Below are 7,415 nucleotides of genomic sequence, written 5' to 3'. Positions count from 1 at the left end.
CCGCATTTTCATGCGAGCTCTTCTTCAAATAATGGCGGTGAGGGGGGGATTCGAACCCCCGATACGTTGCCGTATACACACTTTCCAGGCGTGCTCCTTCAGCCACTCGGACACCTCACCACGTTGTATTGTCACCCGCCATACAGGAGGGCAACGGGGCGCTACTATAGGGAGTTGCGCTGAAGCGGTCAAGCAGATTTTCAGCCGTGATGATTGTTCGCTTAAGGTGTGAGCAACGGCGTGGATTGGTAGCGGAAATGCCGGGATTTGCAGGGATAAAAATGCCGGATGGCGCTCACGCTTATCCGGCCTACGGAGCAGAGCAGGTTTGATGGTTGAGAAGGCACAATCACGTAGGCCTGATAAGGCGCAGCCGCCATCAGGCAATTGGACACGGCACGAAAGTTGGCATTGTGAAATGTTTTGTGATGTGTGGAGTGACATCTGCGCGTAGGCCTGATAAGGCGCAGCCGCCATCAGGCACTGGCTCCTGTGCCGACGCGTGCACCGGGGGGGATTGACTCGCTTTGCTCGCCCTTCGGGCAGTCCACTCACGGCGTTCGTGGTCTGTCCAACGGGCTGTCGCCCGTTGTCGAACCCCGGTCGGGAATTCTCATCCCCCCTTGTGCGAAGGTACATGCGAAAAAAAAAGCCCGCATTTTCATGCGAGCTCTTCTTCGAATAATGGCGGTGAGGGGGGGATTGACTCGCTTCGCTCGCCCTTCGGGCAGCCCACTCACTGCGTTCATGGTCTGTCCAACGTGCTGTCGCCCGTTGTCGAACCCCGGTCGGGGATTCTCATCCCCCCTGTTCGGGGAATATAAAAGAAAAAAGCCCGTACTTTCGTACAGGCTCTCATCTTAAATAATGGCGGTGAGGGGGGGATTCGAACCCCCGATACGTTGCCGTATACACACTTTCCAGGCGTGCTCCTTCAGCCACTCGGACACCTCACCACATTGTTGTCCCGATGTCGTCGGGACGGGCGCTAATGTAGGGAAAACCCGTAACCGCGTCAATCTTCTTTTGCAATAAAGTAGTGCGTTTAGACAAACTTCAAACAACCTGCTTCTAAAACGTTCTGAAAACGCTTTTTTTCTCGCCCTGGCACTCAACACGCGCGCTGGAGAGGATATTTGTTATGCTTATCGGCCGCATAAAAATGCCTCACCCACAACAAGACCGGAGCGCCGATGGAGATCCTCTTTTATCACCCCTCATTTGATAACGCCTTTTGGGTGAATGCCCTGCGCGAAGCACTGCCGCATGCCAACATCCGTGTCTGGACGCCGGGCGATAATGCCCCCGCTGATTACGCGCTGGTCTGGCATCCGCCCGTGGAGATGCTTGCAGGACGGAAGCTGAAGGCGGTGTTTGCCCTCGGCGCAGGCGTCGATGCGATCCTCGGACAACTTAAGGCGCATCCGCAGATGCTCGACGCCGCAGTGCCGCTGTTTCGCCTTGAAGACACCGGCATGGCGCAACAGATGCAGGAGTACGCCGTAAGCCAGGTGCTGCACTGGTTCCGCCGTTTCGATGATTACCAGGCGCTAAAAGGCGAGGCGAAGTGGCAACCCCTTGAGGAGTATGCGCATAAGGACTTTACCGTCGGCATTCTTGGCGCCGGAGTACTGGGTGCAAAAGTTGCCGAAGCACTCCTGAAATGGGGATTCCCGCTGCGTTGCTGGAGCCGCAGCCGAAAAGATCTGCCGGGCGTCACCAGTTTTGCCGGTGGACAAGAGCTTGGGGATTTTCTGCATGGCACACGCGTGTTGATTAACCTGCTGCCCAACACGCCGGAGACCACGGGCATCATCAATCACTCCTTGCTCGCGCAGCTGGAAGAGGGGAGTTATCTGCTTAACCTCGCGCGCGGCGTACATCTTGTGGAAGCAGATCTATTGCAGGCGCTTGAGAGCGGCAAGGTGAAGGGCGCGATGCTGGATGTATTTCGTGAAGAGCCATTGCCTGCGGATAACCCGCTATGGGCGCACCCGCGCGTCGCCATTACGCCGCATATTGCCGCTGTGACCCGTCCCGATGAAGCGATTGATTATATCTGCCACACCCTTCGCCAGCTTGAGCGCGGCGAGTCGGTGAGCGGTCGCGTTGATCGGGCGCGGGGGTATTGAGATAGGCCCGGTCGTGCCGGGTTTTCATTAAACTGCATAACAATAGCTGCTATTCTTGCGCAATTGACTACAGGAGTGAGCCATGTACCCCGTTGACCTGCATATGCACACCGTCGCCAGCACCCACGCTTACAGCACGCTGCATGACTATATTGCCGAAGCGAAACGCAAAGGCATTAAGCTCTTCGCCATTACCGATCATGGCCCTGACATGGCCGATGCCCCTCACCACTGGCACTTTATTAATATGCGTATCTGGCCGCGGCTGGTCGACGGCGTCGGCATTCTGCGCGGTATCGAAGCCAATATTAAAAACCGCGCGGGCGAAATCGACTGCACCGGGCCGATGGTTGATGCGCTCGATCTGATCGTGGCCGGTTTTCATGAGCCGGTGTTCCCGCCGCAGGATAAAGCCAGCCATACCGAGGCGATGATCGCCACCATTGCCAGCGGTAATGTGCATATCATTAGCCACCCTGGTAACCCCAAGTTTGAGATTGATATTCCGGCGGTGGCCGCCGCAGCCGCGAAGTATGATGTGGCGCTGGAGATTAACAACTCCTCCTTTATCCATTCGCGCAAGGGCAGTGAAACGAACTGCCGCGCCATTGCCGCTGCCGTGCGTGACGCGGGCGGCTGGGTGGCGCTCGGTTCCGACTCGCACACCGCCTTTACGCTGGGCGACTTCACGGAGTGCCGCAAAGTGCTGGATGAAGTCGGCTTCCCGGAGGATCGCATCCTCAACGTATCACCGCGCCGCATGCTGAGCTTCCTTGAGTCACGCGGCATGGCGCCGATTGATGAATTTGCTGAACTTTAAATACTGACTGGAACTACTGAATGAACGAATTTTCTATTCTCTGCCGCGTGTTGGGCTCGCTCTTTTACCGCCAGCCGCAGGATCCGCTGCTGGTGCCGCTCTACACGATGATCCGCGAAGGAAAGCTGGCAGAGAGCTGGCCGCTTGAGCAGGATGCGCTGCTGGAGCGTCTGCAAAAAAGCTGCGATGCCCAGACGCTGGCCGCCGATTACAACGCGCTGTTTGTCGGCGATGAGTGTCGCGTTTCGCCGCTGCGCAGTGCATGGGTTGAAGGGGCGAGCGAAGCGGAGGTGCGCGAGTTTTTATCCAGCCGCGGTATGCCGCTGAGCGCCGCGCCGGCCGATCATATAGGTACGCTCCTGCTGGCCGCTTCATGGCTCGAAGATCACTCTGCGGAAGATGAGAGCGAAGCGCTGGAAACCCTCTTCGCGGAGTACCTGCTGCCGTGGTGCGGCACCTTCTTTGGCAAAGTGGAAGCCCACGCTACGACGCCGTTCTGGCGCACGCTGGCTGAACTCTCCCGCGATGCGATTGCCGCTATGTGGGAAGAGCTTCAGGAAGAGTCAGAGAATGAAGAGTGATTTGAGTCACAAATAATTTGCAACGATGAGTTCGTTGTTTAAATTTATGTGGTGAATGTCACTTTGCAGCGGCGCGCATCTGCTATGATGCGCGCCATGAACAGACTCTTCGCACTCGCATTGACGACAGGTATCCTCTCCGGGCTCTGGGGCTGGGTTGCCGTCGCTTCAGGACTTTTAAGCTGGGCCGGTTTTCTCGGCTGTACGGCCTATTTCGCCTGCCCGCAGGATGGGCTGAAGGGGCTGGCGATCTCTGCCTGCACGGTAATGAGTGGCGTTATCTGGGCGCTGGTGATTATGTACGGAAGCGCACTGGCTCCCCATCTTGAGATTGTGGGCTATCTGATGACCGGTATCGTGGCTTTTCTGATGTGTCTGCAGGCTAAAAACCTGCTGCTCTCTTTTGTTCCCGGCACCTTTATTGGCGCCTGCGCCACCTTTGCCGGGCAGGGCGACTGGAGAGTAGTAGTTCCTTCGCTGGCGGTAGGATTGCTGTTTGGCTATGCCATGAAAAACAGCGGTCTGTGGCTCGCTTCCCGGAGTCGTTCATCCCGCGCGGCGGCAGCGAAAAAAGCGTAATTAGCCGTTCGCTTTCCCTCTCTTCCCGACAATATTTCCTGCCGGCTCGCTTGCGGCGCCACCATTTCCGTTGCGCCAGTATACACTTAGTGCATGATCTCGGTTTTGCACCGACAAGGGAGCCATAATGGAATCACGTATGCAGGTTATTCAGGGGGATATTACAACCCTTGAGGTGGATGTTATTGTCAACGCCGCCAACGCGTCTTTACTCGGCGGCGGCGGGGTTGATGGCGCGATTCATCGCGCAGCCGGTCCGGCGCTGCTTGAGGCGTGCAAACAGGTTCGCCAGCAGCAGGGCGAGTGTCCGCCGGGCCATGCGGTGATCACCGCCGCCGGCAATCTTAACGCCAAAGCGGTGATCCATGCGGTCGGTCCGGTCTGGCGCGGCGGAAATGATAACGAAGCCCATCTGCTTGAAGATGCCTATCGCAACAGCCTGAAGCTGGCGGATGCGAATGGCTACGCCTCTATTGCTTTTCCTGCTATCAGCACCGGCGTGTACGGTTACCCGAAAGCGGCTGCGGCGGAGATCGCCATCAACACCGTTTCGGATTATCTAACCCGCTATTCTCTGTTACGGCAGATATACTTTGTCTGCTATGACGATGAAACTCTGCGACTCTATCAACGCCTACTCACCCAACACGGTGCCGACCCTGCACGCTGATTCCCGGCTTGGGCGCGCCGTTGCACCCGTTTGTGAGGCGCACCCCGGTCTTTGCGGTCTGCATATTCTCGATGACAGTATGGACGCCTTTGTCGCCCGCTACCGGTTAGCGGAGCTGGCGGAGCGCACGCTCGATGTGCAGTACTACATCTGGGAAGATGACACCTCCGGCCGCTTGTTGATGCTGGCGCTGCTTGCCGCCGCCGATCGCGGCGTGAAGGTGCGTCTGCTGCTGGATGATAACAACACCCTCGGCATGGATGGCGTGCTGCGCCAGCTTGATAACCATCCCAATATCGAGGTGCGGCTATTTAACCCTTTCTCCTTTCGCTCCCTGCGTGCGCTCGGCTATTTAACGGATTTCGCGCGCCTTAACCGGCGGATGCACAATAAAAGTTTCACCGTTGATGGCGTGGTGACGCTGGTAGGTGGCCGCAATATTGGCGATGCCTATTTTGGCATTGGCGAAGAGCCGCTGTTTACCGATCTCGACGTAATGGCGATCGGCCCGGTGGTGAAAGAGGTGGAGCGGGATTTCTTGCGCTACTGGAACTCGGCCTCGGTCTCGTCACTGCGCAGCGTACTCTCGCTGTCGCCGGAGGAGATTGCCGAACGCATTCGCCTGCCGGAGAGCTGGCGGGAAGATATCACCGCCGTGCGCTACCAGGAAAGGCTCGCTTCTACGCACTTCGCCGCGCACCTTGAAAACGGCACGCTGCCGCTGATGTGGGCAAAAACGCGTCTGCTGAGCGATGACCCGCGTAAAGGGGAGGGCAAAGCGCGCGAGCACACGTTATTGCCGCAGCGACTGCTTAATGTGATGGGTAAACCGGACCGGCAGATCGACATCATCTCGGCCTATTTTGTGCCGGGGCGCGCGGGCGTTGCGCTGCTGCTACAGCTGGCACGCAAAGGGGTGAAGATCGCCATTCTGACCAACTCCCTTGCCGCCAACGATGTCACGGTGGTGCACGCAGGTTATGCGCGCTGGCGCAAAAAGCTGCTGCGCCACGGGATTGAGCTTTATGAGCTGAAACCGACGCGCGGGGAAGCGCCCATTCACCCGGTGCATGACCGTGGTTTAACCGGTAACTCCGGCTCCAGCCTGCATGCGAAAACCTTCAGTATCGACGGTGAAAAGGTCTTTATCGGCTCGTTTAACTTCGACCCGCGATCCGCGGTGCTGAATACCGAGATGGGCTTTGTCATTGATAGTGAAACGCTGGCAAAGCAGATCCATCACCGTTTTCTGCGCAGCCAGAAAGATATCACCTGGCAACTACGCCTTGACCGCTTTGGTCGTATCAACTGGATTGAACAGCAGGATGGCGAGGAGATTGTGCTGAAAAAGGAGCCGCAAACCCGTTTGTGGCAGCGCATTCTGGTGCGCATGGTCTACTGGCTGCCGGTGGAGTGGCTGCTCTGAGATCAGAGCAGCCGTGTGGTTTACCCGGCCTGCACCGGTGATTTCGCCGTCTTCTCCTGCGGCTTGCCGGAGAAGAGGAAGCGCAGCAGCGGAATGCGCAGGTGGATCTCATACAGCACGATGGCAATGCCGATCACAAACACCAGTCCGGTGAAAAAGCCCACCACGTTCGACTGAATATGCGGCGTAATCCATGCGCCGAATAGCAGCGTCAGCGGGTGATGCACCAGGTAGATAAAGAGCGAGGCGTTAACAAAGTAGCTGACGCGGGCAGACTGGAAATTGAGCAGCCGGTGGCCAAGCGAGAAGACCACATTCACCATCCAGAAGCCCATCAGCATGGTGATTACCGCTTCGGTTTCATACATCCACCCCTCACCGCTGCCGTAGCGCTGATTGAGCAGGTAGGCGACAAACGCCAGCGCCGACCCCACCATGCACCAGGGCGATGGCGTAACAAACAGGCTTTTCAGACGCGGGCTGATAAAGGTCAGGGCGCCAAGCAGGAAGAAGGGGATATAAAACAGCGTCTGCATCACGGTGAAATTAAACAGCGCGTCGCGCAATATTTCCGGATAGAAGAGGAAAACGCCGCGGCGAAATGCCGCCCAGGCGATACCCAATAGCAGAAACCAGACAGAAAGCTTGCCGAGAGAAATGTCGTTAAGCAGGCGATCGGCGTTGTTTCTGATGGCGCGGAATAACCACAAGCTGATCGTCGTTAATATAACGAGCACCAGCAGGAACCATAAATGGGAGATCAATTCCCATGACAGCGTATTGAATTTGTCATAAGTCGACAGGGTGTGCCAGTTAGCGGTGTTCTCCTTTACATGTTGCAACATAATAAATTGCGGCAACGTCAGCAGTGGAATAGCCGTCAACATGGGAATACCTACGCGCTCGACGCGCACTTTCCACCAGCGTTTAAGCGGGTAGCGCAGGTAGAGCATATAGGAGAAGTAACCCGAAATGACGAAAAAGACCTGCATGCGAAAGGCGTGAATGAAGTCGTTAAACAGCGTCAGCCACCATGACGGGTAGGTGCTGTTGACATGCCACATATGGCTCGAGTAAATGAGGGAAATGTGGAACGGGATCCCAAGCAGCATTAACCACGCGCGGATGGAATCAAGGAAATATTCACGTTGTGCGGGGGATTTAGACATATATCTCCGTGCATTCTCAGACTTTTCGTCTTATCCAT

General features: G+C 56.7%; 7 protein-coding genes, 2 tRNA genes and 1 other RNA gene. 6 read left to right on the top strand and 4 right to left on the bottom strand.

Features of this window, described 5'->3' with window-relative positions:
* Positions 1–32: 32 nt before the first annotated feature.
* The 3 genes from IAE48_RS21400 to IAE48_RS21390 all read right to left on the bottom strand — a co-directional run bounded on the left by IAE48_RS21400 (position 33) and on the right by IAE48_RS21390 (position 956).
* Positions 33–120: transfer RNA gene (locus IAE48_RS21400), tRNA-Ser, on the bottom strand.
* Between the two features lie 565 nt (positions 121–685).
* Positions 686–823: non-coding RNA, RtT sRNA (locus tag IAE48_RS21395), on the bottom strand.
* Positions 824–868: 45 nt separating this feature from the next.
* Positions 869–956 (bottom strand) — tRNA-Ser (locus IAE48_RS21390).
* A gap of 237 nt (positions 957–1,193) precedes the next feature.
* Here IAE48_RS21390 and ghrA point away from each other — a divergent pair.
* The 6 genes from ghrA to IAE48_RS21360 all read left to right on the top strand — a co-directional run bounded on the left by ghrA (position 1,194) and on the right by IAE48_RS21360 (position 6,208).
* On the top strand, positions 1,194–2,132 hold the full coding sequence (gene ghrA / locus IAE48_RS21385; RefSeq protein WP_200135525.1) for a glyoxylate/hydroxypyruvate reductase GhrA: 939 nt from the start codon (positions 1,194–1,196) through the stop codon (positions 2,130–2,132).
* An 82-nt stretch (positions 2,133–2,214) separates the two neighbouring features.
* On the top strand, positions 2,215–2,952 hold the full coding sequence (locus IAE48_RS21380; RefSeq protein ID WP_200135524.1) for a phosphatase: 738 nt from the start codon (positions 2,215–2,217) through the stop codon (positions 2,950–2,952).
* A 20-nt stretch (positions 2,953–2,972) separates the two neighbouring features.
* The gene (locus IAE48_RS21375; protein WP_200135523.1) at positions 2,973–3,533 is read left to right on the top strand and encodes a molecular chaperone; all 561 of its coding nucleotides are present in this window, start codon (positions 2,973–2,975) and stop codon (positions 3,531–3,533) included.
* Positions 3,534–3,617: 84 nt separating this feature from the next.
* Positions 3,618–4,112 (top strand): DUF1097 domain-containing protein, encoded by a 495-nt coding sequence (locus IAE48_RS21370; RefSeq protein WP_200135522.1) that lies wholly within the window; start codon positions 3,618–3,620, stop codon positions 4,110–4,112.
* A 127-nt stretch (positions 4,113–4,239) separates the two neighbouring features.
* Positions 4,240–4,782, top strand: a complete 543-nt coding sequence (gene ymdB / locus IAE48_RS21365; RefSeq protein ID WP_023481602.1) for an O-acetyl-ADP-ribose deacetylase — start codon at positions 4,240–4,242, stop codon at positions 4,780–4,782.
* A complete protein-coding gene (locus tag IAE48_RS21360; RefSeq protein WP_370569044.1) occupies positions 4,715–6,208 on the top strand; it encodes a phospholipase D family protein in 1,494 nt (497 codons plus the stop codon). The genes ymdB and IAE48_RS21360 overlap by 68 nt, the downstream gene beginning before the upstream one ends.
* 20 nt (positions 6,209–6,228) lie before the next feature.
* On the opposite strand, the gene mdoC is transcribed toward IAE48_RS21360, so the two are convergent.
* Entirely contained in the window at positions 6,229–7,377 is a 1,149-nt protein-coding gene (mdoC, locus tag IAE48_RS21355; protein WP_094420255.1) for a glucans biosynthesis protein MdoC, read from the bottom strand.
* Between the last annotated feature and the right edge of the window lie 38 nt (positions 7,378–7,415).

It is taken from the genome of Kosakonia sp. S57 (genome assembly GCF_016516575.1).
In the GTDB taxonomy this organism is placed as follows: Bacteria; Pseudomonadota; Gammaproteobacteria; order Enterobacterales; family Enterobacteriaceae; genus Kosakonia; species Kosakonia cowanii.
Note: the sequence above shows the minus strand (reverse complement) of the source record. Positions and strands in the feature narration are given on the sequence as shown.

Excerpts from the sequence above, each read along its gene's own strand:
- ghrA (WP_200135525.1), top strand. The coding sequence starts at position 1,194 with ATGGAGATCCTCTTTTATCACCCCTCATTTGATAACGCCTTTTGGGTG.
- IAE48_RS21380 (WP_200135524.1), top strand. The coding sequence starts at position 2,215 with ATGTACCCCGTTGACCTGCATATGCACACCGTCGCCAGCACCCACGCT.
- IAE48_RS21375 (WP_200135523.1), top strand. The coding sequence starts at position 2,973 with ATGAACGAATTTTCTATTCTCTGCCGCGTGTTGGGCTCGCTCTTTTAC.
- IAE48_RS21370 (WP_200135522.1), top strand. The coding sequence starts at position 3,618 with ATGATGCGCGCCATGAACAGACTCTTCGCACTCGCATTGACGACAGGT.
- ymdB (WP_023481602.1), top strand. The coding sequence starts at position 4,240 with ATGGAATCACGTATGCAGGTTATTCAGGGGGATATTACAACCCTTGAG.
- IAE48_RS21360 (WP_370569044.1), top strand. The coding sequence starts at position 4,715 with ATGACGATGAAACTCTGCGACTCTATCAACGCCTACTCACCCAACACG.
- mdoC (WP_094420255.1), bottom strand. The coding sequence starts at position 7,377 with ATGTCTAAATCCCCCGCACAACGTGAATATTTCCTTGATTCCATCCGC.